The sequence below is a fragment of the Pseudomonas asgharzadehiana genome, assembly GCF_019139815.1.
GTDB classification, from domain to species: domain Bacteria; phylum Pseudomonadota; class Gammaproteobacteria; order Pseudomonadales; family Pseudomonadaceae; genus Aquipseudomonas; species Aquipseudomonas asgharzadehiana.
This window is the reverse complement of the sequence record NZ_CP077079.1, coordinates 2151185-2174680: the sequence shown is the minus strand read 5'-3', so window position 1 is coordinate 2174680 and position 23496 is coordinate 2151185. Positions and strand designations below refer to the sequence as shown.

At 57.4% G+C, this 23496-nt stretch carries 15 protein-coding genes, 2 tRNA genes, 3 rRNA genes and 1 pseudogene; 7 read left to right on the top strand and 14 right to left on the bottom strand.

Features of this window, described 5'->3' with window-relative positions; translation table 11 throughout:
* Nucleotides 1-44: 44 nt before the first annotated feature.
* Entirely contained in the window at nucleotides 45-674 is a 630-nt protein-coding gene (locus KSS96_RS10140) for a LysE family translocator (protein ID WP_017526718.1), read from the bottom strand.
* Between the two features lie 174 nt (nucleotides 675-848).
* Here KSS96_RS10140 and KSS96_RS10135 point away from each other — a divergent pair, with 174 nt between their 5' ends.
* The 3 genes from KSS96_RS10135 to KSS96_RS10125 all read left to right on the top strand — a co-directional run bounded on the left by KSS96_RS10135 (nucleotide 849) and on the right by KSS96_RS10125 (nucleotide 4893).
* Entirely contained in the window at nucleotides 849-1364 is a 516-nt protein-coding gene (locus KSS96_RS10135; protein WP_017526717.1) for a sigma-70 family RNA polymerase sigma factor, read from the top strand.
* Nucleotides 1351-2301, top strand: a complete 951-nt coding sequence (locus KSS96_RS10130) for a FecR domain-containing protein (RefSeq protein WP_065876520.1) — start codon at nucleotides 1351-1353, stop codon at nucleotides 2299-2301. Before KSS96_RS10135 ends, KSS96_RS10130 begins: the two co-directional genes overlap by 14 nt.
* A gap of 105 nt (nucleotides 2302-2406) precedes the next feature.
* A complete protein-coding gene (locus KSS96_RS10125) occupies nucleotides 2407-4893 on the top strand; it encodes a TonB-dependent siderophore receptor (protein WP_017526715.1) in 2487 nt (828 codons plus the stop codon).
* A gap of 56 nt (nucleotides 4894-4949) precedes the next feature.
* Here the strand turns inward: KSS96_RS10125 and KSS96_RS10120 are convergent, their stop codons facing one another.
* From KSS96_RS10120 to KSS96_RS10105, 4 genes and pseudogenes are all read right to left on the bottom strand, one after another.
* On the bottom strand, nucleotides 4950-5531 hold the full coding sequence (locus tag KSS96_RS10120) for a DUF4174 domain-containing protein (protein WP_017526714.1): 582 nt from the start codon (nucleotides 5529-5531) through the stop codon (nucleotides 4950-4952).
* Between the two features lie 163 nt (nucleotides 5532-5694).
* Nucleotides 5695-5952: pseudogene (locus KSS96_RS10115) on the bottom strand (glutathione S-transferase); the annotation flags it as partial.
* Between the two features lie 119 nt (nucleotides 5953-6071).
* On the bottom strand, nucleotides 6072-8429 hold the full coding sequence (locus tag KSS96_RS10110) for a DNA polymerase II (RefSeq protein ID WP_068931620.1): 2358 nt from the start codon (nucleotides 8427-8429) through the stop codon (nucleotides 6072-6074).
* A 184-nt stretch (nucleotides 8430-8613) separates the two neighbouring features.
* The gene (locus KSS96_RS10105) at nucleotides 8614-9105 is read right to left on the bottom strand and encodes an SRPBCC family protein (protein WP_017530701.1); all 492 of its coding nucleotides are present in this window, start codon (nucleotides 9103-9105) and stop codon (nucleotides 8614-8616) included.
* Nucleotides 9106-9202: 97 nt separating this feature from the next.
* On the opposite strand from KSS96_RS10105, the gene KSS96_RS10100 reads away from it, so the two are divergent.
* Nucleotides 9203-9604, top strand: coding sequence for a GFA family protein (locus tag KSS96_RS10100; RefSeq protein WP_032883631.1), 402 nt, complete (start codon nucleotides 9203-9205; stop codon nucleotides 9602-9604).
* Between the two features lies 1 nt (nucleotide 9605).
* Here the strand turns inward: KSS96_RS10100 and mrdA are convergent, their stop codons facing one another.
* From mrdA to KSS96_RS10070, 6 genes are all read right to left on the bottom strand, one after another.
* Complete coding sequence (gene mrdA / locus KSS96_RS10095; RefSeq protein ID WP_065876517.1) at nucleotides 9606-11498, bottom strand: penicillin-binding protein 2; 1893 nt, start codon at nucleotides 11496-11498, stop codon at nucleotides 9606-9608.
* Between the two features lie 230 nt (nucleotides 11499-11728).
* Nucleotides 11729-11844, bottom strand: a 5S ribosomal RNA gene (rrf, locus tag KSS96_RS10090).
* A gap of 157 nt (nucleotides 11845-12001) precedes the next feature.
* A 23S ribosomal RNA gene (locus KSS96_RS10085) occupies nucleotides 12002-14893 on the bottom strand.
* Nucleotides 14894-15127: 234 nt separating this feature from the next.
* Nucleotides 15128-15203 (bottom strand) — tRNA-Ala (locus tag KSS96_RS10080).
* Nucleotides 15204-15233: 30 nt separating this feature from the next.
* Nucleotides 15234-15310 (bottom strand) — tRNA-Ile (locus tag KSS96_RS10075).
* A gap of 82 nt (nucleotides 15311-15392) precedes the next feature.
* A 16S ribosomal RNA gene (locus tag KSS96_RS10070) occupies nucleotides 15393-16929 on the bottom strand.
* The 16S, 23S and 5S rRNA genes sit together here with 2 tRNA genes alongside, the layout of an rRNA operon.
* A 639-nt stretch (nucleotides 16930-17568) precedes the next feature.
* On the opposite strand from KSS96_RS10070, the gene rhtA reads away from it, so the two are divergent.
* A complete protein-coding gene (rhtA, locus tag KSS96_RS10065; RefSeq protein ID WP_017530373.1) occupies nucleotides 17569-18456 on the top strand; it encodes a threonine/homoserine exporter RhtA in 888 nt (295 codons plus the stop codon).
* Between the two features lie 164 nt (nucleotides 18457-18620).
* On the top strand, nucleotides 18621-18902 hold the full coding sequence (locus KSS96_RS10060) for a hypothetical protein (protein ID WP_017530372.1): 282 nt from the start codon (nucleotides 18621-18623) through the stop codon (nucleotides 18900-18902).
* Between the two features lie 118 nt (nucleotides 18903-19020).
* On the opposite strand, the gene KSS96_RS10055 is transcribed toward KSS96_RS10060, so the two are convergent.
* From KSS96_RS10055 to KSS96_RS10045, 3 genes are all read right to left on the bottom strand, one after another.
* Nucleotides 19021-20829 carry an aminopeptidase P family protein gene (locus tag KSS96_RS10055; protein ID WP_116079469.1) on the bottom strand — a complete coding sequence of 603 codons (1809 nt, stop codon included), beginning with the start codon at nucleotides 20827-20829 and terminating at the stop codon, nucleotides 19021-19023.
* A 36-nt stretch (nucleotides 20830-20865) separates the two neighbouring features.
* A complete protein-coding gene (locus KSS96_RS10050) occupies nucleotides 20866-22026 on the bottom strand; it encodes a cysteine desulfurase family protein (protein WP_065876947.1) in 1161 nt (386 codons plus the stop codon).
* 233 nt (nucleotides 22027-22259) lie between these two features.
* The gene (locus tag KSS96_RS10045) at nucleotides 22260-22529 is read right to left on the bottom strand and encodes a hypothetical protein (RefSeq protein WP_026067463.1); all 270 of its coding nucleotides are present in this window, start codon (nucleotides 22527-22529) and stop codon (nucleotides 22260-22262) included.
* Between the two features lie 398 nt (nucleotides 22530-22927).
* Here KSS96_RS10045 and msuE point away from each other — a divergent pair, with 398 nt between their 5' ends.
* Entirely contained in the window at nucleotides 22928-23491 is a 564-nt protein-coding gene (msuE, locus tag KSS96_RS10040; RefSeq protein ID WP_068932389.1) for an FMN reductase, read from the top strand.
* The last annotated feature ends 5 nt before the right edge of the window (nucleotides 23492-23496 follow it).

Sequence of the window (23496 nt, the reverse complement as noted above, 5' to 3'; positions counted from 1 at the left end):
CTGGCGATCTCAAGACTGATGGCGAGCACGCCTGCTCGCCTATATCAATTGGGACGGGACATCACGGCCAAGCGCACGGCCAGTAGCATCAGCACGGTCGCCAGGCCCCATTGCTGAAGCCGTGCGCTCTTTGAACGCCGCGCAAAAAGCCGGCTGAGCGCCCCGCCAAAAACCCCCAACAGTGCATGAAACACAACGGCGATCAAGGTCAACACGCCGCCAAGCAGCATCAGTTGCGTGGCGATGGGGCCTGCCTCGGGCCTGACAAACTGTGGCAGGAACACCACAAAAAACAGTAACGCCTTGGGGTTGAGCAAACTGTTGAACATGGCCTGCCAGCATACCCGGCCCAGCGGTATGAGGCTGACGCGAGCCGTGTCCAGGCCCGGGCTTTTCTGCAACGTCTTGAACACCAGCCACAGCAGGTAGATCACCCCGGCATACCGGATGACATCAAACGAGGGTGGCCAACTGGCGACCAGCGCCGTTACCCCGGTGGCAGTCAATGCCGTCAGCAGCAGGTCCGCCACACCGATACCCAAGGCCGACGCCACCCCGCCTCGCCAGCCGTGGGTCACACCATGGCTGATCACAAAGGCCATATTCGGCCCCGGCGATAACAACAGCAGAAACACCGCACCGGAAAAAACCGCCAGGGTCGCAAGGTCGATCATGCTCAAACACTCGTCCGGGAAAACCCGCAGATTACTGCGCGGGCAGGCATCAAACAAAAAATTGTGCTGGATACATTGCCCACCGCAAATGCCTGCGCCAGCGATTGCCCATTGCCATCCACCGCGCATAGAATGCGAAACATTATCAATTAAAACTGCTGCGCCAGGATGCCCATGTCGAGCGATCACCCACTGGACCATGCCGCCATCGGTCAGCTGTACCATGCCCATCATTCCTGGCTGCGCGGCTGGCTGAACCGCCGCACCGGTTGCCGGGAACATGCCGCCGACCTGGCTCAGGAAACCTTCGTGCGCCTGCTCAAGGCGCGCAAGCAGCAGACCTTGCAGCAGCCACGTGCGTACCTGAGCAGCATCGCGCGCAGCTTGATGATCGACCACTACCGGCGCCGTGAACTGGAGCGCGCCTACCTTGAAAGCCTCGCGCATTTCCCTGAAGTCGACGTGCCGTCGGAAGAAACCCGGTGGCTGATTCTCGACAGCCTGGAACGTATCGACCGCCTGCTCGACCAGCTCAAGCCACGTGCGCGCGAGGCGTTCCTGCTGGCGCAACTGGACGGTTTGACCTGCGCACAGATCGCCGCGCGGCTGGGCGTGTCCAAGGCCACCGTGGAGCGCGACCTGTCCAAGGCGTTGCACGCCTGCTATCGGTTGCGCTATGCCGAACTGTGACCCGCGCCTGCTCGACCAGGCTATCGAGTGGATGATCAGGCTGCGCTTCAACGTCGCCGACGACGCCAGCACCGCTGCGTTCGAGCGTTGGCTGCACACCAGCGCCGAACACCAGCAGGTGTGGCAACGTGTGGCGACGATGAATGATGATTTCAAGCAACTGCCGGCGCAGGTCGGGCGCCACGCCCTGCGTGGTGCGCGCCAACGCATCAGCCGCCGTGAAGGCTTGAAACTGCTGGGGCTGGTGGCCGGTGCGGCGGGGTTGACCTGGCTCGGTCGCGACTACACACCGTTGCCGGCCTTGATGGCCGATTACCGCACCGCTACCGGCGAACGACGCTGGGTGGCATTGGACGATGGCAGCAGTGTCCAGCTCAACAGCGCGAGCGCCATTGATACAGCGTTCAATCAAGAGCGGCGCCTGGTGCAGTTGCGTCAGGGGGAAATACGCGTGGACACCGCCGCCGACAGCCGGCCGTTCTGGGTCAGCACCCGCGATGGCCACCTGCGCGCCCTCGACACGCGTTTGCTGGTGCGCGAAGACGACCAGGGCACGCTGCTCGCCGTGCAACAGGGCAGCGTGACGCTGTTTGCCGACAGCCATGGCGCCAGCGCGCGGCAGGTGATCAACCCTGGCGAACAAGTGGTGTTCGACCGCAACGGCATCCGCCCTCCCATCGCCAACGGCCTTGACCCCTGGGCCTGGAGCGATGGCGTGATCAGCGCCCAGAATATGCGCCTGGATGACTTTCTTGCTGAGCTGGGCCGTTATCGAAATGGCTTGCTGCGCTGCAGTGAAGCAGTGGCCGGCCTGCGCGTATCGGGTACATACCAATTGGACGACACCGATCAAGTGCTGATCCTGGTGGCGCAATCGCTCAAGGTCGATGTCACCTTCCGCAGCCGATATTGGGTGACCGTTTCGGCCCGCGTATAAAACGCTAAAAATAAATGAGGTGAATTCGCATCTCCACTCGACCTGTAAGGAAAGGCCGATCAACAGGCCGGTTCTGTTCACTTCCTTCAGGAGCATCCCGCGGTCATGCAAGCGTTCCCCTCCCAACGTTCCTCCCTCAAGCGCGCGGTGCAGGCCGCCTTGCTCGGCGCCTGCCTGGGCGGCGGCGCCGCGCCGTTGGCCGTGATGGCCGACACCGCGAGCAGTGATACCCAGGCCCGCGACTGGAGCATCGCCGCCGGCTCGCTCGCCGGTGCGCTGGACCAGTTCGCGCGCCAGGCGGGCATCAGCCTGTCGTACGACGCCACCAGCATCGCCGGCAAGACCAGCCCAGGCCTGCGCGGCAGCTTCGACCGCGAGCAGGCACTCGGCCAATTGTTACGCGGCCAAGGGCTGCAAGCCCAGCGCCAGAGCAACAGCACCTGGTTGCTGTTGCCGCAGGTGGCGGACAGCGGCGCCCTCAACCTGGGCGCCACAATGGTCACTGGCGAGCGTCTCGGCGCCACCACCGATGGCACCGGTTCCTACACCACGGGCGCAGTGACCATCGGCAAAGGCCAGCATAGCCTGCGGGAAACACCGCAATCGGTCAGTGTGTTGACCCGCCAATTGATGGACGACCAGCACCTCACCACCATCGACGACATCATGGAACGCACGCCGGGGATCACCACTTATGAATCGCCTATGGGCGGCAAATATTTCTATTCCCGTGGTTTCAAGATGCTCGGCCAGTACCAGTACGACGGCGTACCGCTGGACATGGGCAAGGACTTCGTACAGGCCGATAGCTTCAGCGCCAACATGGCGATCTACGACCGCGTGGAAGTGCTCAAAGGCGCGGCCGGGATGCTCAAGGGCGCGGGTACCGCCAGCGGCGCGGTGAACTTCGTGCGCAAGCGGCCCCAGGCCAAGCCCACTACCAGCCTGTCGCTGTCCGCCGGCACCTGGGACAACTACCGCACCGAGGTCGACACCGGCGGCCCGTTGAATGACAGCGGCACCGTGCGTGGCCGTGCGGCCGTCAGCCAGCAGACTCGCGGCTCTTACATGGATATTGCCAAGCGCCAGGACCGGGCATTCTACGGCGCGCTGGATATCGACCTGAGCCCCGACACCACGCTGGGCGTCGGCGCCAGCTACGAAGACGTCGATGCCACCCCCTGCTGGGGCGGCCTGCCGCGCTACGCCGACGGCAAAAGCGCCAAGCTCAGTCGCTCCACGTGCCTGGGCCAAGCCTGGAACGATTGGCAGAGTCAGCGCACCACGTTTTTTGCCGACCTGACCCACGCGTTCAACGACGACTGGAAACTCAAGGTATCGGCAGTCCACAGCCGCAACCTGCAAGACACCAAATATGCCGCCAGCGAAGGCACCATCAACTATGGCAACCCGGCGCCCACGGCCGGCTCCTATGCCGCGCTGATGGACTACGATCACAAAGACTTCGGCCTTGACGCCTACCTTGACGGCAAGTTCGAAGCCTTCGGCCTGGAGCACGAACTGATCCTTGGCGCCAACGGCAGCCGGGGTACGCAGGACGACATGTATGCGATCCAGAGCCTGCCTTCGCGCCAGAGCATCTACCAACCTGACCATCACTTCACGGAACCGGCCGACAGTACCTTCTGGCCAAACATGTATCGCGGCGGTACGGTGAAGGAAACCGCCACCCAATACGGCACCTACGCCACCTTGCGCCTGCGCCTGGCCGAACCGTTGATGCTGATCGTGGGTAGCCGCGTAAGCTGGTACGAGAATCGGCGCACGTCCAACAACCTGGCCTGGGGAGAATGGGCGGTACAGGATGCGCGTACTCGGGAAACCGGCGAAGTCACGCCGTTCGCGGCGCTGATCTACGACCTTGACGAACACCTGTCGGTGTACGCCAGCTATGCCGATATCTTCCAACCGCAAAGCTCCTACGCTACCGTCGACGGCGCCGCGCTCAAGCCGAAAATCGGCGATAACTACGAGCTGGGCATCAAGGGCGAATGGTACGACGGGCGCCTCAACGGCTCCCTGGCGCTATTCCGTGCCGTGGAAAAAAACGGCGCCGAATCGGACTACATCGCCCAATGCGCGACATCCGTCGATGGCTTTTGCTACACCGATAAAGGCAAAGTGCGCGCCCAAGGCGTGGAGGCCGAAATCAGCGGTGAGGTACTTGAGCGCCTGCAACTGTTCGGCGGCTACACCTACACGCAGACCAAGGCGCTGAATACCATCGACGTGGCGAAAGAAGGCGGTGTTTCCAACACGTATGTGCCGCGCCACATGCTACGCCTGTGGGGCGATTACCAGCTCGACGGCGCGCTGTCGAAATGGAGCGTGGGCACCGGCGTAAATGCCCAGAGCAGCAACTACCGCGTGCAGACCATCAAGCTCGAACAAGCCGGTTACGCAACGTGGAACGCGCGCCTGGCCTACCGCATGGACGACACCTGGACCGTGGCGCTCAACGGCAACAACCTGTTCGATAAAACCTATTACAACACCGTCGGCACCGCCTCCTGGGGCAACTTTTATGGAGAACCACGTAACTTTACGGTGAGTTTGAAAGGCAACTTCTGATCCAGCGAAAACCTGTGGCAGGGCGCGCAATGCGCCCTGCTCGCCTGTCAGCGCTATCAGTCATCCAGTGGTTGCGGCGCAGCTTTGCCGCCCGGCTTGGCCGGCTTGACGGGTTTTGCACCCTTGGCCGGAGCGGGCTCGACCGGCGCGGGTTCAGCAGCGGCAGCCGCTTCTTTCTCCGCCATGGGCATCTGATCAATCGCGCTGAAGAACTCCTTGAGCTCGAGGGTATCCGGTGGCACGGTCTTCTCGAGTTTTTTCTCGCCGTCCTTGCCGATAAGGATCACCTTGGTACCACTGCCGACACCGAGTTTGAGGGCGCGAATCAGCGCATTGGTTTCCGGCGGTGTCAGCTTTTTGCTGTCCTTGGGGTCCTTGGCGAACTTCTCACCTTCGGCACCGATGCTGCCGAACTTCACGGTGTAGAACACCATGCTGCGCTCTTCAAAGGACTGTTTGGTCGCAGGTTCTTCCAGCTGTTTTTTCAGCGTCGTCAACGTGGGGTTACCCGCATCGAGTTCCACTACCACCAGCGGGCGGGCCTTGCCCATGTCCTGCTTCAGCGGATTATCATCAGCAGCCAACAGCGGCCCCGTAAAAGCCATCAAGGTAGCCAGGGTCAGCGACCGGATGAGCATGCGCACCTCCTTTGAATTCCATGCAGGGTTCTTGAGTTTCATGTCTGCGACAGCCAAATTCAAGGATGATTCCTACACAACTTTAAGAAAGCGTAGGTCAGGGCGCCCACTACGCAAGGGGCGCGGGGCACGGCGGTGATTGTTTCCTCTGATTGCGGAAACACTACAAGACCTTCCACTGCGGCCAATGCCGTGCAAATACGGGCGCCACGATAGGGTCGGCATCCACCTGCGACAGGGTTTTGGCAAAGGCTGGCGCCACGGCGCTCAACGCCTCCCGCGCCTCATCCCAGCGCGACACCGCTGCCGCCATGATGCCCAAGGCATTCGGCTGACCGCTGGCGGCAAACAATTGCCCGGCGAACTGATCGGCAAATACCACCCTGGCTTGGTGCAGGTAACGGCGCGTGCCCGAGGCCAACCGCGCCTTCATGCAAGAGCCAGACTTGTCCGTGCCATCGAGCGTGTACATGGGCGTTCCTCCGGATAATCATCACCAATGACAACAATGCTGCGCCTTGGCATCACGACGCAAGCGTTCTAGAACAAGCCCATTTGCCCCCCGACCAGCGTGCCAAAGTCGTCATTCACGAACGGCAGGATCGCATCGGCCACCGGCTGCAATTGGCGGGTGACGTAGTGGTCGTAGTCGATGGGTGCTTGGCGCACTTCCAGGGGTTCGGGGCCGTTGACGCTGATCACATAGCTGATCCAGCCACCGCGTTGGTACTGGCGCGGGCGCCCCAGTCGATCGTTATATTCATCGGCCAGGCGTGCAGCGCGCACATGAGGCGGCACGTTGCGTTCGTAGTCGTTTAATTGGCGGCGCAGGCGCTTGCGGTAGATCAGCAGCTCGTCGAATTCACCGCTCAGGGTTCGACGCACATAGTCGCGGATGTAGTCCTGGTGGGGCTGGCGGTGGAAGATGCGCTGGTAGAGTTCCTGCTGGAATCGCCGGGCCAGGGGCGACCAGTCACTGCGCACGGCTTCCAGGCCTTTGTAGATCATTTCTTCGCTGCCATCGGCACGGGTGACCAGCCCGGCGTAGCGTTTTTTGCTGCCCTCCTCCGCGCCACGAATGGTGGGCATGAGAAAGCGTGTGAAGTGGGTTTCGTATTGAAGTTCCAGGGCACTTTGCAGGCCGAACGCCGTTTGCAGGTGCTCACGCCACCAGTCGTTGACGTGCTTGACCAACGCCTGGCCGATGCGGCTGGCGTCTTCCTGGGAATGGGCGCTGCCGAGCCAGACGAAAGTGGAGTCGGTATCACCGTAGATCACTTCATGGCCCTGGGCTTCAACCAATTGGCGAGTCTGGCGCATGATCTGGTGGCCGCGCATCGTGATCGACGATGCCAGACGTGTATCGAAAAACCGGCAACCGCTGGAACCGAGTACGCCGTAGAAGGCGTTCATGATGATTTTCAGGGCTTGGGACAGCGGCGCGTTGTGTTCGCGCTTGGCCACTTCACGGCCTTCGGACACCCCCGCGACGATGGACGGCAGGCAGTGTCGCGTGCGGGAAAAGCGTGCACCACGAAAGCCTTCCACCGAGTCGCTGTCATCGGGGTGCTTGAGGCCTTCGATCAGGCCAACCGGGTCGATCAGGAAGCTGCGGATGATCGACGGGTAAAGGCTTTTGTAATCGAGCACCAGCACAGATTCGTAGAGGCCGGGGCGTGAGTCCATGACAAACCCGCCTGGGCTGGCCTCGGGAGGTTTGTCGCCCAGGTTGGGGGCGACGAAGCCCTGGCGGTGCATCAGCGGCATGTACAAGTGGGTGAACGCAGCAACCGAGCCACCGTTGCGGTCGGCCGGCAGGCCGGTGACGCTGGCCCGCTCCAACAGGAACTTAAGCAGGTCGGTCTTTTCGAAAATGCGCGTGACCAGCTCGCAGTCCTTGAGGTTGTAACGCGCCAGGGCGGGCTTGTCCTCGGCGAACATGCGGTTGATTTCATCCATGCGCTGATACGGTGTGGAGATGTCCTTGCCTTCACCGAGTAGAGTCTGCGCGACGTTTTCCAGGCTGAAGGATTCGAAGCTCCAAGTGGCCGAACGCAGCGCCTCGATACCGTCAATGATCAAACGCCCCGCCGCTGCCGCGAAATAATGGTTGCGGCTGCCATGCTCGCGCCAGGCCATCGGCTCGTCACCACGCCCGAGCATGAGCGGCACCTTGAGACGTTGGGCATGTTCATGCAGCACCCGCAGGTCAAATTGCACCACGTTCCAGCCGATGATCGCATCGGGGTCAAAGGTGGCGAGCCATTGGTTGAGGCGTTCGAGCAATTGGGCGCGGGTATCGCAGTAGTCGAGCTTGAAATCTACCGCGGTGGTTTGGTTGGGTGGGCCGAGCATGTAGACCTGGCGCTCACCGCAGCCTTCGAGCGCAATGGAATACAGGTCGCCCTGGGCAGTGGTTTCAATGTCCAGGGAGACCAGTTTGAGCGGAGGGCGGTATTCGGGGGCGGGTTTCATCTGCGCATCGCATAGGGTGCCCGCCGCATCAGGCGTACCACCAAACCAAACCGGAGCGGTGATGAAGCGCTCCATCATGTAGCGCTCCGGCGGGCGCACGTCAGCTTCGTAAACGTCGACACCGGCGGCACGCAGGCGCTTTTCCACATCCATCAACTGACGGTGCTGGCGGGTGTACAGGCCCAGAACCGGACGGTGATGGAAATCGCACAACTGCAGCGGGCGCAACTCGATATCGCGCTCGCCCTTGAGCAGCCAATCGAGCGGTTTGCGATGAGCCTCGGGGATAAACATCACCGAGGTCTGCACAGGTAGGCGGATGTACCGTGGCCCCTGGTCGGTGGCCAGCCAGAAACTGACCTCCGTGCCCGCCGGGGTGTCGCGCCAATGCCGGGTCAGGACAAACCCCTGCTGTAAATCCACCGTGCCGCACCTCAAGAATCGCTTTCAGGCAGTGATTCTACGCGGCATCTGCCCAAACGCGGCGGGTAAACCGCAAACTGCAAAATTTGTTGCATGTCGTTGTACGTCCAAAGCGGTCAGCTCTGGTGCGTACCGCCTTCAAAAAAGAAGCGTGCTTGAGCGTTGGGGATAACACGGATGGGCATCAGTGATGATGCCCACTTTGTGGGTCGCGCCTTGGGGCTTCGTTCAGATAGTTTTCGATATTGCCCATTTGTTCATCCCAGCCACGTGAGTTCATCTTGAATGCCTTTTTCCGACGAGCTTCAGGCACCCTGTCGAAACCCGACTCCATCACCCGTAGCAGAATGCCCGGCGCGCGGTCCTCAATTGTGAACTCAACCAAGGTCGGGGTTTCGATGTCGTAGTCGACGCCCTCCTCCACCGCGAAGGGATGCCACCGGAAAGAGAACAGTGTTTGCGGCAGGATGCGTTCGATTTTGACCTTCCAGATTACGTGCTCGTAACCGGGGTAAGTAATCGGCGCCTCAATGGTATCTCCCGCGACAAAGGTTTTGCCCTTGAGAGCAATGCCAAACCAGGTGCCGAATTGCTCGGCGTTGGTCAGTGCTTCCCATACTTGTTTACGTGAAGCCTTGAGCAGGACTTTTCGCTCTATGCGATCTAATACGTGCATAAGTCACCTCCTTCATTGACAGTAGGCGACATCAAATAATGCGCAACCTGAGGTTGTAAGCAATGATGATGCCCCGTCCTTGAACCGGCAATACGTTATGACTGACCCATTGAATGGAAGTTGCTTCTGCAAAGGCGTGCACTACCAGATAAGCCGCCTGGATATGCTCATCAGCCACTGCCACTGTTCCACTTGCCGCAAAGTACATGCGGCGCCATTTGTCGCCACCGCCGGGGTGATGCGTGAACATTTTCGCTGGACGCAGGGGGAGGAGTTGTTGTCGTCATTTGAATCTTCCCCTGGAAAATTCAGGCATTTCTGCTCGCGTTGCGGCTCACATCTGATGGCGGAACGTGGGCATCAGCCCCATGTGATTGTGCGGGTGGCGACGCTGGATGATGATCCAGGCGTCAAGCCTACCTCGCACATCTGGACGGCACACGATGTGCCATGGCTTGCCCATGAAGGCATCGAGCACTGGGGCGAGGGGCAGGTATGACTTAAACGTGCGGATCCCCTGGGGCTTTTGCCGGCGTCGCGTATTGCGGCTTCAGGTGGCCTTCCTGGTCAAGTAACCAGGCGTCCATGATCTGCCGTACCACGGGCCCGGCGACACGACCACCGGCTTCGCCGTTTTCGATCATCACCGAGATCACGATCTTCGGATGCTCAGCGGGTGCGAAACCCACGAACAGGGCATTATCGCGATGGCGTTCCAGCGTCTTCTCACGGTTGTAGCGCTCGCCCTGCTTGATCGCCACCACCTGCGCGGTACCGCTCTTGCCGGCGATGCGGTATTGCGCACCTTGCGCTGCCGCCCGTGCAATTCCACGGGGGTCATGCATGACCAATTGCATACCGTGGTTGACCTGCTCCCAGTCATGCGGGTCCTTCAGGACAACGTTCGGCATGGGGTTTTCGTCCACCGGTGGCTCGCCGTTGATGGTCTTCGCCAGATGCGGTCGGTTCCACACGCCTTTATTGGCGATCAGTGCGGTGGCCTGGGCCAGTTGCAACGGCGTAACCTGCATGTAGCCCTGGCCGATGCCAAGGATCACCGTTTCGCCCGGGAACCAGGGCTGACGACGCGTGGCACGTTTCCAGGCCTGGGATGGCATCAAACCAGCCGATTCCTCGAACATATCCAGGGACACTTTCTGGCCAAGACCGAATTCGGCCAAGTAGTCGTGCAAGCGATCAATGCCCAGTTTGTGGGCTAGGTCATAAAAGTAGGTATCGTTGGAACGCATGATGGCGGCGTCCATATCCACCCAACCGTCGCCGCTGTGATTCCAATTGCGGTATTTATGGTCAAAGTCGGGCAGTTGATAGTATCCGGGGTCGAACACGCGTGTCTGAGCGGTGACTACACCGCTGTCGAGCCCGGCAATGGCCACCTCTGGCTTGATGGTCGAGCCCGGTGCGTACAGGCCTCTAAGGACACGATTGAACAGCGGTCGGTCAATGGAGTCATGCAATGCAGCATATTCCTTGAAGCTGATGCCAGTGACGAAGAGGTTGGGGTCGAAACTCGGCTTGCTGACCATGGCCAGCACTTCGCCGGTCTGTGGGTCGAGGGCGACCACCGAGCCACGGCGATCACCCAGGGCTTGCTCGGCCGCTTCCTGAAGTTTTACGTCAAGACTCAAGACAATGTTTTTACCAGGGGTCGGGTCTGTGTGTTTGAGCACCCGCAGTACCCGACCTTGGGCATTGGTTTCGACCTCTTCATAACCCACATGGCCGTGCAACTCGGACTCGTAGAAACGCTCGATGCCGGTCTTGCCGATGGATTGCGTGCCACGATACTCCACTGAATCGAGAGCCTTGGATTCTTTCTCATTGATCCGTCCTACATAGCCGATCGAGTGAGCAAAGTGAGCGCCCAGTGGGTAGTGACGGACGAATTGCGGTTCGACATCCACGCCTGGTAGACGGAATTCGTTCACCGCCAGCAATGCGATTTGCTCCTCGGTCAACTCATAAAATAACGTCACTGGGACGAAGGGATGGCGTGCCTGCTTCAAGGCCTTGTCAAATATGGCGCGGTCTTCGACGGGCAGGTGCAGCAAGTTGACGATGGCGTCGAGCTCACCTTTGAGATCGGTGGTGCGCTCCCGGGTGATGGTCAGATTGTAACTAGGGCGGTTGTCGGCCAGTACTACGCCGTTGCGGTCGTAGATCAGCCCACGCGTCGGCGTGATGGGCAACACGTGTACACGGTTGTTTTCGGAAATCGTGGAGTGATAATCGAACTGCACCACTTGCAGAAAATACATGCGCCCTACCAACGCGCAAGTGATGCTGACCACCAACAGCGCGCAGGCAAGAAGGCGCTTATTGACCAGGCGGTTCTCTTTTTCGTGATCTTTGATCGGTATCGGCTCAGGCATTTCTACAGCATCTCTTTGAAGAAGGTCGACGCCGCATCCTGCGGATAAAAATCAGTCCTTGTGAAAATGTGCTGCACCATACCAAAAATGCAGAAACACTTTGCATCGTTTTCCCCCAATGGCATGTTGAAAAATCTTTTTTGTCAGGATGGTTGCACGAGCTTCTTGCACTTTCCGAGCGCCCAAAACAAAACCCCATCTGCTTTCGCAAATGGGGTTTCGGAATTTAATCTTGACGATGACCTACTCTCACATGGGGAAACCCCACACTACCATCGGCGATGCATCGTTTCACTACTGAGTTCGGGATGGGATCAGGTGGTTCCAATGCTCTATGGTCGTCAAGAAATTCGGGTACTGACTCGTGACCAGATGGCCTCGCTTCAGCAAATCGGGTATGTGACAGCAGTCGGTGTTTTGTGAGTTACAAACTTTCGGTTCGTTTCGTCTTCACACACCGCAATCTGATGCTCTTTCGAGTAGTCAAATTGCTTGGGTGTTATATGGTCAAGCCTCACGGGCAATTAGTATTGGTTAGCTCAACGCCTCACAGCGCTTACACACCCAACCTATCAACGTCGTAGTCTTCGACGGCCCTTCAGGGAACTCAAGGTTCCAGTGAGATCTCATCTTGAGGCTAGTTTCCCGCTTAGATGCTTTCAGCGGTTATCTATTCCGAACATAGCTACCCGGCAATGCCACTGGCGTGACAACCGGAACACCAGAGGTTCGTCCACTCCGGTCCTCTCGTACTAGGAGCAGCCCCTCTCAAATCTCAAACGTCCACGGCAGATAGGGACCGAACTGTCTCACGACGTTCTAAACCCAGCTCGCGTACCACTTTAAATGGCGAACAGCCATACCCTTGGGACCGGCTTCAGCCCCAGGATGTGATGAGCCGACATCGAGGTGCCAAACACCGCCGTCGATATGAACTCTTGGGCGGTATCAGCCTGTTATCCCCGGAGTACCTTTTATCCGTTGAGCGATGGCCCTTCCATACAGAACCACCGGATCACTAAGACCTACTTTCGTACCTGCTCGACGTGTCTGTCTCGCAGTCAAGCGCGCTTTTGCCTTTATACTCTACGACCGATTTCCGACCGGTCTGAGCGCACCTTCGTACTCCTCCGTTACTCTTTAGGAGGAGACCGCCCCAGTCAAACTACCCACCATACACTGTCCTCGATCCGGATAACGGACCTGAGTTAGAACCTCAAAGTTGCCAGGGTGGTATTTCAAGGTTGGCTCCACGCAGACTGGCGTCCACGCTTCAAAGCCTCCCACCTATCCTACACAAGCAAATTCAAAGTCCAGTGCAAAGCTATAGTAAAGGTTCACGGGGTCTTTCCGTCTAGCCGCGGATACACTGCATCTTCACAGCGATTTCAATTTCACTGAGTCTCGGGTGGAGACAGCGCCGCCATCGTTACGCCATTCGTGCAGGTCGGAACTTACCCGACAAGGAATTTCGCTACCTTAGGACCGTTATAGTTACGGCCGCCGTTTACCGGGGCTTCGATCAAGAGCTTCGCGTTAGCTAACCCCATCAATTAACCTTCCGGCACCGGGCAGGCGTCACACCCTATACGTCCACTTTCGTGTTTGCAGAGTGCTGTGTTTTTAATAAACAGTCGCAGCGGCCTGGTATCTTCGACCGGCATGGGCTTACGGAGCAAGTCCTTCACCCTCACCGGCGCACCTTCTCCCGAAGTTACGGTGCCATTTTGCCTAGTTCCTTCACCCGAGTTCTCTCAAGCGCCTTGGTATTCTCTACCCAACCACCTGTGTCGGTTTGGGGTACGGTTCCTGGTTACCTGAAGCTTAGAAGCTTTTCTTGGAAGCATGGCATCAACCACTTCGCTAACTAAAAGTTAGCTCGTCATCAGCTCTCGGCCTTAGAATCCCGGATTTACCTAAGATTCCAGCCTACCACCTTAAACTTGGACAACCAACGCCAAGCTGGCCTAGCCTTCTCCGTCCCTCCATCGCAATAACCAGAAGTACAGGAATATTAACCTGTTTTCCATCGACTACGCTTTTCAGCCTCGCCTTAGGGACCGACTAACCCTGCGTCGATTAACGTTGCGCAGGAAACCTTGGTCTTTCGGCGTGGGTGTTTTTCACACCCATTGTCGTTACTCATGTCAGCATTCGCACTTCTGATACCTCCAGCAAGCTTCTCAACTCACCTTCACAGGCTTACAGAACGCTCCTCTACCGCATCACTTACGTGATACCCGTAGCTTCGGTGTATGGTTTGAGCCCCGTTACATCTTCCGCGCAGGCCGACTCGACTAGTGAGCTATTACGCTTTCTTTAAAGGGTGGCTGCTTCTAAGCCAACCTCCTAGCTGTCTAAGCCTTCCCACATCGTTTCCCACTTAACCATAACTTTGGGACCTTAGCTGACGGTCTGGGTTGTTTCCCTTTTCACGACGGACGTTAGCACCCGCCGTGTGTCTCCCATGCTCGGCACTTGTAGGTATTCGGAGTTTGCATCGGTTTGGTAAGTCGGGATGACCCCCTAGCCGAAACAGTGCTCTACCCCCTACAGTGATACATGAGGCGCTACCTAAATAGCTTTCGAGGAGAACCAGCTATCTCCGAGCTTGATTAGCCTTTCACTCCGATCCACAGGTCATCCGCTAACTTTTCAACGGTAGTCGGTTCGGTCCTCCAGTTAGTGTTACCCAACCTTCAACCTGCCCATGGATAGATCGCCCGGTTTCGGGTCTATTCCCAGCGACTAGACGCCCTATTAAGACTCGCTTTCGCTACGCCTCCCCTATTCGGTTAAGCTCGCCACTGAAAATAAGTCGCTGACCCATTATACAAAAGGTACGCAGTCACCCAACAAAGTGGGCTCCCACTGCTTGTACGCATACGGTTTCAGGATCTATTTCACTCCCCTCTCCGGGGTTCTTTTCGCCTTTCCCTCACGGTACTAGTTCACTATCGGTCAGTCAGTAGTATTTAGCCTTGGAGGATGGTCCCCCCATATTCAGACAAAGTTTCTCGTGCTCCGTCCTACTCGATTTCATGACTAAGAGATTTTCGCGTACAGGGCTATCACCCACTATGGCCGCACTTTCCAGAGCGTTCCGCTAATCTCAAAGCCACTTAAGGGCTAGTCCCCGTTCGCTCGCCACTACTAAGGGAATCTCGGTTGATTTCTTTTCCTCAGGGTACTTAGATGTTTCAGTTCCCCTGGTTCGCCTCTTGCACCTATGTATTCAGTACAAGATAACCATCTTATGATGGCTGGGTTCCCCCATTCAGACATCTCCGGATCAAAGTCTGTTTGCCGACTCCCCGAAGCTTTTCGCAGGCTACCACGTCTTTCATCGCCTCTGACTGCCAAGGCATCCACCGTATGCGCTTCTTCACTTGACCATATAACCCCAAGCAATCTGGTTATACTGTGAAGACGACATTCGCCGAAAATCTGTAATCACTCACAAATTTTACCTTAGCCTGATCCGTTACCAGTGAAAGTAACGTTCAGTCTATCTTTCTATCACATACCCAAATTTTTAAAGAACGATCTAATCAAAGACTAGAAATCAACATTCACCATCGCTAGGATGGAATGCTCATTTCTAAGCTTTCATACGTCAGAAGCAGTAGTGGTGGAGCCAAACGGGATCGAACCGTTGACCTCCTGCGTGCAAGGCAGGCGCTCTCCCAGCTGAGCTATGGCCCCATATTTCTACAGGCGTTTCCCACACAAAATTGGTGGGTCTGGGCAGATTCGAACTGCCGACCTCACCCTTATCAGGGGTGCGCTCTAACCAACTGAGCTACAGACCCAATTTCGGGCTGCTTCTTATCGTCTTCTTCAATGAATCAAGCAATTCGTGTGGGAACTTATGGAGCAGCTGATGTCGTCGATTAAGGAGGTGATCCAGCCGCAGGTTCCCCTACGGCTACCTTGTTACGACTTCACCCCAGTCATGAATCACACCGTGGTAACCGTCCTCCCGAAGGTTAGACTAGCTACTTCTGGTGCAACCCACTCCCATGGTGTGACGGGCGGTGTGTACAAGGCCCGGGAACGTATTCACCGCGACATTCTGATTCGCGATTACTAGCGATTCCGACTTCACGCAGTCGAGTTGCAGACTGCGATCCGGACTACGATCGGTTTTATGGGATTAGCTCCACCTCGCGGCTTGGCAACCCTCTGTACCGACCATTGTAGCACGTGTGTAGCCCAGGCCGTAAGGGCCATGATGACTTGACGTCATCCCCACCTTCCTCCGGTTTGTCACCGGCAGTCTCCTTAGAGTGCCCACCATGACGTGCTGGTAACTAAGGACAAGGGTTGCGCTCGTTACGGGACTTAACCCAACATCTCACGACACGAGCTGACGACAGCCATGCAGCACCTGTCTCAATGTTCCCGAAGGCACCAATCTATCTCTAGAAAGTTCATTGGATGTCAAGGCCTGGTAAGGTTCTTCGCGTTGCTTCGAATTAAACCACATGCTCCACCGCTTGTGCGGGCCCCCGTCAATTCATTTGAGTTTTAACCTTGCGGCCGTACTCCCCAGGCGGTCAACTTAATGCGTTAGCTGCGCCACTAAGAGCTCAAGGCTCCCAACGGCTAGTTGACATCGTTTACGGCGTGGACTACCAGGGTATCTAATCCTGTTTGCTCCCCACGCTTTCGCACCTCAGTGTCAGTATCAGTCCAGGTGGTCGCCTTCGCCACTGGTGTTCCTTCCTATATCTACGCATTTCACCGCTACACAGGAAATTCCACCACCCTCTACCATACTCTAGTCAGTCAGTTTTGAATGCAGTTCCCAGGTTGAGCCCGGGGATTTCACATCCAACTTAACAAACCACCTACGCGCGCTTTACGCCCAGTAATTCCGATTAACGCTTGCACCCTCTGTATTACCGCGGCTGCTGGCACAGAGTTAGCCGGTGCTTATTCTGTCGGTAACGTCAAAACAATCACGTATTAGGTAACTGCCCTTCCTCCCAACTTAAAGTGCTTTACAATCCGAAGACCTTCTTCACACACGCGGCATGGCTGGATCAGGCTTTCGCCCATTGTCCAATATTCCCCACTGCTGCCTCCCGTAGGAGTCTGGACCGTGTCTCAGTTCCAGTGTGACTGATCATCCTCTCAGACCAGTTACGGATCGTCGCCTTGGTGAGCCATTACCTCACCAACTAGCTAATCCGACCTAGGCTCATCTGATAGCGCAAGGCCCGAAGGTCCCCTGCTTTCTCCCGTAGGACGTATGCGGTATTAGCGTCCGTTTCCGAACGTTATCCCCCACTACCAGGCAGATTCCTAGGCATTACTCACCCGTCCGCCGCTCTCAAGAGAAGCAAGCTTCTCTCTACCGCTCGACTTGCATGTGTTAGGCCTGCCGCCAGCGTTCAATCTGAGCCATGATCAAACTCTTCAGTTCAAACATCTTTGGGTTTTTAAGAAACCCTAAACTTGGCTCAGCAATCGTTGGTTACATCTTTGATTTCTCGCGGAGTAACTTGTGATGCTGATAATCTTGTTGACTATCAGTCTGACTCCACAAGCACCCACACGAATTGCTTGATTCAGTTGTTAAAGAGCGGTTGGTTAAGAGCTTTCGTCTCAACCGAGGCGCGCATTCTACAGCAGCCTCATTTGCTGTCAAGCGGTTATTTTCAGAAGCTTTCGAAGATTTCTTCAACAACTTCAACCACTTGCGCTTCCGATCTCTCGTCAGCGGGAGGCGAATTCTACAGCGTTACACGCTGCTGTCAACACCTCTTTTTCAACTTCCTTTTGGCTTCGATGAACTGAAGCAACTTGCTGCCGAAAACTGCGTAACTCATTGTTTACCAAGGAGTTTTCCGTTTCGACTGCGCCGGAAGTGGGGCGAATTATAGGCTTCCAGAATCTGCGGTCAAGCGTTAATTTTGTTTTTCTATCAGACAGCCTTAAATCCTAAGAACGTTCTATCTATATAAAAAACCCAACCCTAATATTGAGCAATATATTGCTCAATTTAAAACAGTTAAGCATCATAACGCCCTCTGCTACTCACTCATGATCCGGATCTCCCCCAATGACCACCTCCCCCCGCAGCCTGGCTTCGGCATTGTTCCCAGTCGGACTGCTGCTGATCGCCATGGCCTCCATTCAGTCCGGCGCCTCGCTGGCCAAGAGCATGTTCCCTATTGTCGGCGCACAAGGCACTACAACCCTGCGTTTGATTTTTGCCAGTGTGATCATGCTGCTCATCTTGCGCCCATGGCGCGCCAGCCTGACAGCCAAGTCCCTGCGCACCGTGATCATTTACGGGATGGCATTGGGCGGCATGAACTTCCTCTTCTATATGTCCTTGCGCAGCGTCCCACTAGGTATCGCAGTCGCCCTTGAATTCACTGGGCCACTCGCGGTAGCCATCTACGCGTCGCGACGAGCAATAGACTTCTTGTGGATTGGCCTCGCGATCATCGGCCTGCTCCTGTTGATTCCCCTAGGGGAAGCCAGCAGCGGCATCGACTTGCTCGGAGCGGCCTATGCCTTAAGCGCAGGCGTTTGCTGGGCCCTCTACATTCTGTTCGGACAGAAGGCCGGTAACGACAACGGCGTCCAGACCGCCGCCCTCGGCGTAATGATCGCCGCACTGTTTGTGGCACCTATCGGTATTGTGCACGCCGGCAGTGCGTTGCTGACGCCCGCGTTGATCCCGGTCGCCATCGGCGTCGCCATACTGTCCACCGCCCTGCCCTACACCTTGGAGATGGTGGCACTGACGCGCTTGCCCGCGCGTACTTTCGGCACCCTTATGAGCATTGAGCCGGCATTCGGCGCACTCTCTGGCCTGCTCTTCCTGCAGGAACACCTGTCCCTGGCGCAATGGCTGGCTATAACGTGCATCATCATGGCCTCGGTAGGTGCGACGCTGACGATGCGCAATGAGACAAAGCCGCTGGTACCGGTGGACTGAATCATCTTTGAAGGTCGCTCTAGTATTTGCCGCCCATTTAGGCCATGTTTAGCCTGCAAACGAATGTCATTCATGGAGATTTTCGACAAGGACAGCGCGAACGCTACACTCGAGAGCGAGTAAAGCCTGCTTCAAGCAATGCGAAGCGGTTATTAAGGATAGGAATGAAGCGAATTTTGATGCTGTTAATCGTCGTGGCCATTGCAGGTTGTGCCGCGACGACCAAGACAGAAGTAAAGCGGGGCAAAAAAGGACTGCATATCAACTGTTCCGGCCTGTCTTCCTCCTGGGACCAGTGCTACACGAGTGCAACCAACTCTTGCGGCGCCAAGGGCTACCGAGTTATCGCTAAGTCCGGTGACAATTCAGAGGAGCCAGGGGACTACCCCTTCGGCCTCAACCCAGCGGGCTATACCAGCCGCAGCATGATCGTCATTTGCAGATAATCGACCGAGCAGTCCACTCGCGACTGCTCCGTCGCCCCACCGCGCAAACCCGTCTACTTAATCGCATAGCGCCGTTTCCAGCGCTGGGCGTTTGCTGTCGTGCCTGAACTGCAACCGATCAAATAGCCGCCGTACGCGTCTGCAACCATTGCAACCCAGCACCATTAAGCAATGGACTCAGCCGTTCACGCACTTCGGCATGGTAGGCATTGAACCACTCACGCTCATCCTGTGTGAGCAACGAAGTTTCCAGGCAACGGGTGTCGATCGGGCACAACGTCAAGGTTTCAAACTTAAGGAACTCACCAAATTCGGTCTTGCCCGCTTCGCGGTTCAATACCAGGTTCTCGATACGTACCCCCCAACGACCAGGACGGTAAGTACCGGGCTCGATCGACGTAATCATCCCCGGCTGCATCGCGGTTTGCGGGGCAGCGACGGCCTGATAGGCAATCACCTGCGGACCCTCGTGCACATTAAGGAAATAACCTACGCCGTGCCCAGTACCGTGGCCGTAATCCACGCCTTCGGCCCAGATTGGCGCGCGAGCAATGGAGTCCAGCAGCGGCGACAGAATCCCTTTGGGAAAATGGGCCCGGGACAGTGCTATGACGCCCTTCAACACACGTGTGCAGTCACGCTTCTGTTCTTCACTCGGCGTACCGACGGGCACCATCCGCGTGATATCCGTCGTACCGCCCAGATACTGGCCACCCGAGTCAATCAGCAGCAACCCGTCGCCTTCGATCACGGCGTGTTCTTCTTCGGTTGCATGGTAATGCGGCATTGCCCCATTGGCGTTGAACGCTGCAATGGTGTTGAAACTCAGTGATACATAACCAGGGCGGCGAGTACGCGCAGCCGTGAGATGTTCGTCAATGGTCAGTTCAGTGATGCGCTCACGCCCCAGCGCGCTGTCCAGCCAGGCGAAGAATTCGCACAAGGCCGCGCCGTCCTGTTCCATGGCCTGTCGGATATGTTCCGCATCCGCCAAACTCTTGCGGGATTTGGCCAGCGTGGTCGGGTTAAGCCCTTCGATCAGCTTGACGCCGCCCACCAGGTTTTCCAGCAAGCCCGCGGTGACACGGGCCGGGTCAACCTGCAAGCTTGCACCCGATGGGACCTCGCGCAAGGCAGCCGCCACTTTGCTGTAGTCACATAGCGTTACGCCGTCCTGTTCAAGCACAGCGCGCAACTCGGCATTGACCTTGTCTAGTGCCACAAACAACGTCGCCTGCTGCTGATTGATCAGCGCGAACGACACAAACACCGGGTTAAACGAAACATCGCCGCCACGCAGGTTGAACAGCCAGGCGATGTCATCCAGGGTGGCGATGAAATGCCAGTCGGCCCCCTTCTCTTGCAAACTGGCGCGCAGTGCGGCGAGTTTTTCACCACGGCTGACGGTTGCCTGCGGCGGAAGATGCTCATAGATCGGTTGGTTCGGCAGCGCCGGGCGGCCTTGCCAGACTTCATCGAGCAAATCGATATCGGTGCGCAGTCGCGCGCCGCGCTCCGCCAGCTTACCGCTCAAGGTGCGCGCCGAAGCCACCGCCATTACGGCACCGTCCACCGCCACCACGCCGCCTTCCGGGGTGTGCTCGGCCAGCCACTCCAGTGGCCCAGGCTGGCCCGGTTGCAGCTTCACCAACTCGATGCCACTGCCCTTGAGTTCCTTGGTTGCCTGCTCCCAGTAACGGCTATCGGCCCACACACCGGCGAAATCCGCAGTGACAATCAACGTCCCCACCGAGCCATGGAAACCCGACAACCATTGGCGCCCTTGCCAGTAACCCGGTAAATACTCGGACAGGTGGGGATCAGCCGATGGCACCAGCAAGGCATGAATGCCCTCGCGACTCATCAGTTCACGGATGCGCGCCAAGCGCTGGGGAACCGTTCCATGGGTCAAAGGCTGCGTACTCATTGTGTCTCCTGTAAACACTCATAATTATTGTAGAAATCAGACGGCCCAGAACGCCGGTGCACTGGCGAGCGCGGCCTTGATCAGTTGCACGGCCTGATCGATGTCCTGCTCGGTGGTAAACCGGCCCAGGCTCAAGCGAATGGTCCGGCCAGCGCTGCGCGCGTCGTGGCCCAGGGCAAGCAGCACGTGGGATGGCGCATTGCTCGCGGAGTTGCACGCCGATGTCGCGGAAAACGCCATACCCACGCTCAATGCCGCAGAATTGAATTCACCTTCGCTGAAGGTCAGGCTCAGGGTATGGGGGATACGCTGCGTGGCGCTGCCATTAAGGCGCACACCGGCAACCGACGCCAACTGATCCAACAGGCGCTGACGCAACCCGACAATCAGTGCTTTCTCCTCGGCAAACGACTGCGCCGCCAAAGCAAACGCCTTGCCCATACCGGCAATCTGATGGGTCGCCAAAGTCCCGGAGCGCAGACCGCCCTCGTGACCACCACCATGAATCTGCGCCAACACTTTCTGCTGCGCCCGCGCCCCGACATACAACGCACCGATCCCCTTGGGGCCATACAGCTTGTGCGCCGAAAACGACATCAAATCCACTGGCCATTGCGCTAGGTCGATAGCCACTTTGCCCGCCCCTTGCGCCGCATCCACATGCAACAGTGCGCCGTGCTCACGTACGCGCGCGCCAATGGCGGGGATGTCGTTCAGGGTGCCCAGTTCGTTATTCACCAGCATCAAGGAGACCAGGAAAGTGTCGTCACGCAACGCTTCACTGACGGCTTCGGCACTGATCAGCCCATCGGCGTCCGGCACCAGGTAGGTCACGGCCACGCCGCTCTCCTGCAACTGTCGCGCGGTGTCCAGGGTGGCCTTGTGTTCAATCTGGCTGGTGATGATGTGCCCGCCCGCAACGCCGCGCGCCTGGGCGACACCCTTGATAGCGAGGTTGTTGGATTCAGTCGCGCCAGAAGTCCACACAATCTGTTCAGGCTGGGCGCCCACCAACTCGGCCACCTGCAGCCGTGCCAGTTCAACCGTTTGCCGGGCCGCCTGGCCAAACGCATGGGAACTGGACGCGGGGTTACCAAAATTGGCGTTGAAGCCCAGGCACTCGACCATTACCTGGATGACCCGCTCATCCACCGGGGTGGTGGCGGCATAGTCGAAATACAACGGACGTTTATTCATGACGTAAAGACTCGCAGAGCAGGTTCCCGAGAGCAGCGTCTCAGGGGCATCGACCAGAAACAGAGGTCGTCAGGTTTACCCGATCGAATGCCGTTAAAGAAGGACCACTTTATGTAAATGTGCGTAGGAACGCTCCTGAAATTCAGCTTAACAGGCTGAAGTAACGCCAGGGCAAACAAAAAGCCCGAGGTTCCTTAGGGGAAACCTCGGGCTTTTTGCCGCTGAGCACCGGCTCAACTGGGACGACCATGCAATGTCACGCTACGTTCGGCGTTCATTTCACCCTGGCGATCAAAACCAAAGGGCTTCTGTGGCTGGCCAGTCAGTGCAGCGCGCTGCTGTTGATATTCATCAAACGATAAGCCGCGACGGCTCAGTGCTTCGAGAGCCAGTTGCCTGGTTTCTTCAGCCGTGTAAGGACGCAACTCGGGCGAAGGATGGGTCGCACACCCGGCGAGGACAGCGGTGACAAACAATAAGGAAACGGCGAGAAATCGGTTCATGGCGTTGGCCTGCAAAGGAGGTTTCGAGTCAATGAACACAGGCTACTCGCGGCCCGTCCCGGTGAAAAATCACCTCACGTGATAGTCGCTATCAACCGCCAAGGCACCTTCAATAGTCCGCCGCATTTATATCTTTATGATCTATAAATATGTAAATACATTAATTTACGGAATAACAATAAGCCTCTATAAATAGCTTCACAGCACAGCGGCACTGTTCGCCGAGCAACTGTTGCCCAGGCAACAGCCCTTCAACAAATCAGCAGGCAGACAACAGCAGCATTTTTCAGCAGTGAGCCCGCAGCCCCCGCCAATCAAGGCCTGCACTCGTTGGTACAGCTCTTGCTCAACACCTCGCACCTCACCTGCTTTGAACCACTGTTGAAAAGGAACTGTTCATGACGCGTCCCCTGAATGTCGTTGCCCTCTCCGGCGGAACCTGGCGTCCGTCCCGCACCCTGGTACTGACCCAGGCCGTGCTGGTCGAACTGGCCAATCTGTTGCCGATCCAGACCACGCTGATCGAGCTGGGCGACATTGCCCGACCATTGGGCGGTGCGCTGTCCCGAGACGAACTGCCCGCCGACGTCGAAGCGCAACTGCTGGCCATCGAACAGGCCGACCTGCTGATCGTCGCCGCGCCGGTCTATCGCGGGTCCTACCCCGGCCTGCTCAAGCACTTGTTCGACCTGATCGGTCTCAACGCACTGATCAACACACCGGTATTGCTCGCAGCCACAGGCGGCAGCGAACGCCACGCCCTGGTTCTCGATCACCAGCTAAGGCCGTTGTTCAGTTTCTTCCAGGCGCTGACCTTGCCGATCGGCGTGTACGCCACCGAGGCCGACTTCACCGACTACCAAATAACCAGCGAGCCCCTGAAGGGCCGGATACGCCTTGCGGCAGAACGCGCAGCGCCTTTATTTGCAGCGCACTCATCCTCTCTGCTGAAAATCGCTTAAGGATT

What these genes read in the sequence shown, in the direction of transcription:
- KSS96_RS10140 (WP_017526718.1), bottom strand. Translation starts at nt 674, where the DNA reads ATGATCGACCTTGCGACCCTGGCGGTTTTTTCCGGTGCGGTGTTTCTG.
- KSS96_RS10125 (WP_017526715.1), top strand. Translation starts at nt 2,407, where the DNA reads ATGCAAGCGTTCCCCTCCCAACGTTCCTCCCTCAAGCGCGCGGTGCAG.
- KSS96_RS10120 (WP_017526714.1), bottom strand. Translation starts at nt 5,531, where the DNA reads ATGCTCATCCGGTCGCTGACCCTGGCTACCTTGATGGCTTTTACGGGG.
- KSS96_RS10130 (WP_065876520.1), top strand. Translation starts at nt 1,351, where the DNA reads ATGCCGAACTGTGACCCGCGCCTGCTCGACCAGGCTATCGAGTGGATG.
- KSS96_RS10135 (WP_017526717.1), top strand. Translation starts at nt 849, where the DNA reads ATGTCGAGCGATCACCCACTGGACCATGCCGCCATCGGTCAGCTGTAC.
- KSS96_RS10105 (WP_017530701.1), bottom strand. Translation starts at nt 9,105, where the DNA reads ATGCACGTATTAGATCGCATAGAGCGAAAAGTCCTGCTCAAGGCTTCA.
- mrdA (WP_065876517.1), bottom strand. Translation starts at nt 11,498, where the DNA reads ATGCCTGAGCCGATACCGATCAAAGATCACGAAAAAGAGAACCGCCTG.
- KSS96_RS10100 (WP_032883631.1), top strand. Translation starts at nt 9,203, where the DNA reads ATGACTGACCCATTGAATGGAAGTTGCTTCTGCAAAGGCGTGCACTAC.
- KSS96_RS10055 (WP_116079469.1), bottom strand. Translation starts at nt 20,829, where the DNA reads ATGAGTACGCAGCCTTTGACCCATGGAACGGTTCCCCAGCGCTTGGCG.
- KSS96_RS10045 (WP_026067463.1), bottom strand. Translation starts at nt 22,529, where the DNA reads ATGAACCGATTTCTCGCCGTTTCCTTATTGTTTGTCACCGCTGTCCTC.
- rhtA (WP_017530373.1), top strand. Translation starts at nt 17,569, where the DNA reads ATGACCACCTCCCCCCGCAGCCTGGCTTCGGCATTGTTCCCAGTCGGA.
- msuE (WP_068932389.1), top strand. Translation starts at nt 22,928, where the DNA reads ATGACGCGTCCCCTGAATGTCGTTGCCCTCTCCGGCGGAACCTGGCGT.
- KSS96_RS10060 (WP_017530372.1), top strand. Translation starts at nt 18,621, where the DNA reads ATGAAGCGAATTTTGATGCTGTTAATCGTCGTGGCCATTGCAGGTTGT.
- KSS96_RS10050 (WP_065876947.1), bottom strand. Translation starts at nt 22,026, where the DNA reads ATGAATAAACGTCCGTTGTATTTCGACTATGCCGCCACCACCCCGGTG.